The organism is Mucilaginibacter sp. (assembly GCF_036383575.1).
Taxonomy (GTDB): domain Bacteria; phylum Bacteroidota; class Bacteroidia; order Sphingobacteriales; family Sphingobacteriaceae; genus Mucilaginibacter.
Genome location: NZ_DASVOB010000197.1, coordinates 1 through 2721 on the forward strand (window position 1 = coordinate 1; position 2721 = coordinate 2721).

At 43.4% G+C, this 2721-nt stretch carries 1 protein-coding gene; it reads left to right on the forward strand.

Annotation, left to right across the window (positions count from 1 at the left end; genetic code table 11):
* Positions 1 to 462: 462 nt before the first annotated feature.
* Positions 463 to 2442: a DUF5010 domain-containing protein gene (locus tag VF500_RS07175; RefSeq protein WP_330859015.1), complete on the forward strand. Its 1980-nt coding sequence runs from the start codon at positions 463 to 465 to the stop codon at positions 2440 to 2442.
* The last annotated feature ends 279 nt before the right edge of the window (positions 2443 to 2721 follow it).

Below are 2721 nucleotides of genomic sequence, written 5' to 3' on the forward strand. Positions count from 1 at the left end.
CAGACAACAATATTTGCGAAAATGTTTGTATTGCAGTTCAGGCAAGCTTGAGGTATCGTCTCCGGGAATCATCAGGGGCGTCTGAATCGTTATGTAGCTATTTTTTATTTTTCTGCCGTTAAATTAAAATTTAACTCTCCCACTAATCTTTGAAGATGTTTTTTTTACGTGAAGTGCATCTTTTTCAGTGCGTTATTTATCTGTTAGTATACTGTTAATCCCCTGCCTGTTAATTTGTAGTTAATTATAAACCAGGTCGTTTCCCGGCCATATAAACTTTGTTAATACTATAGGCTAAGCCCGTTAATGAGCTGGATTTCGAAAACCATCCCAAATTCCGTCCGATGAAAGAATTTTTATTAATGTGTAGTGAAGGGGTGCATGGACATGTTTATTGGCCTCCATAGTCAGCACCGTAATCAACATTTAAATCAATTATATAATCACCAATTAAATCAAATTATGAAAAAAAGATATTTATTTTTATTTCTTCAGTTAGGGTTATTTTTCTTTTTGACAGGTTGTTTAAAAAAGCTGGAGCCAATGAACGGCTTGAATAACCCCGAAAATATACCCGCGAATATGCCGGGGCAAAGATTTACGAAGCTTGCCGCAGCTTTACCGGGTCAATATGTTGGGGTGACCATGGGTTTCAATGGCGGTTCAAGGGACGGTGGCCACAATCCCAGCGAGGCGGGTAATGTCACTTACAATATGTCGCTATTTAAATCATCGGGAGTAGACGACGACTGGTGGGACAACATAGCGGAGGAACTGGCTTACAGCGGGGTGGATTTTGTAGCCCCCGATTGTCGCGGATATACACCAAATGATCCGCGTGATGCCGGTGATCCGAGAAGGCTTAGCAGTCTGGTGGCCGCGATGGACCGCAGGGGATTGGGCAATTCCTTTAAAATCGCCCTTTTTGATGATGTTCCGGCTTCATGGACCGCATCCCGGAATTTGGATAAAGGCCTGGGTTATGGTTATGTGCCCCCGTTCGATTGCGCGGATACTGCCAATTATAAATACATATGGGACTATGATCTTAAAGCGGCGTATAATGTCGTTCCGGATTCAAAAAGGTTTAAGATAGAAGGCAGGCCTGTCATTATTTTCTGGTCAGTCAATGATCCTTTCTGCACAAACAGGGGCAATGGAAACTTAAAAAAGATCCTTCAGTTCATCAGGGCTAAATGCCTGTCGACGTTTGGATTTAATCCTTACATTCTTGTAGATTCATCATGGATCAATAACGACAGCCAATGCAATGATCCGGCAGTTATTGATGGTTTACAACCCTGGTTTTCAACAACCAGCATCGGCGAGACACTTGTTTTCAATAATAAAAAAATCGGGATGACCGTGCCCGGCTTTAAAATTGGCAATGATTTTATCGACCCTAACCATGGTGCAACCTTTAGTAACAGCCTGGCTGCTACCGTAAACCAGGGTTCACTTTTAACGCTGGTTGAAGGCTTTACCGATTGGGAAGAAAACGCAACTGTATGGCGGAGCAAGGATGTAACTTACTATGACTACCCTAACCAGCGCATCAACATTCTCAGGAGTTTCACAGGTAAGGCTTACATCGATAATTTAAAAGTGGAGGCCGAGGCCTGCGATACCTATAATGACCTGTCAAGCGGCAACAGCGGCAATACATTCCGGGATGGCAACTTGGATATTGTAAAAACCAATGATACCTATGGTGGCTGGCACGTTACTTCTACGCAGGCCGGTGAGTGGATGGAGTGGAAAGAATTACCCTTGCTGGCCAGTACAAAATTTCAGTTACGCTATGCTTCTTCCGCTGCCGCATCCATCTCCTTTTCTGTAGATGGCACCGCGATAAGCACGGTTTCTCTTCCTTCGACAGCCGGAGCATGGGCAACCATTGATGCCGGAACATACGCCGGTGCAGCTAACGGTCCGCATACCGTAAGGCTTACCATCATATCAGGAACGCCAAATATCAATTTCTTTAATGTTTTGAATACCGCCTCGGGACCAATCTCTAATGGTACCTATAAAATTATCAACCGTAACAGCGGTATGGCACTTGACGCACAAGGGCAGTTAACAGCAAACGGAACACCGGTTCAGCAATGGGGATATGGCGGGGGGAATAACCAGCGTTGGACCATCACGGACCTCGGTGGAGGCCAATATAAGATCATTGGTGTGCAGAGTGGCAGATCCCTTGATGTAAACGGACAATCGCTGGCCGATGGGGCAAAAATTCAGCTTTACGATTATAATGGAGGAACCAATCAGCAGTGGGTAATAACAGCAACATCAGGAGGTTACTATAGCATCAAAGCAGTACAGAGCGGTAAAATGATGGAGATTGGGGGGAACTCAACAACAGCAGGGGCGCTTGTTCAGCAATGGGGAAATAATAACGGAAATAATCAACAGTGGGCGATTCAGGCACCATAATTGAGTTTAATTAAATAAACAGGAGCCGGCAGGATGAAATGCCGGCTCCTGTTTTTGATAAGTCAAACTAACAAAGCAATAGTTTACAATTTGCGACCACCTTCCGATTAATTATTACTGTTTATATTAAGTTCAGGTACTTTCCCAATGGGATTTTAAAGTTCCGATTTAACCAGCCAATAGCTTCAAATAAAAAAAGAGTTCGGGATTTTTTCTCTGTGCAAAATTTCAGTTTCTTCACTATTATTTTCATAATTTAGTTGTGCGGCCATCCTGAAT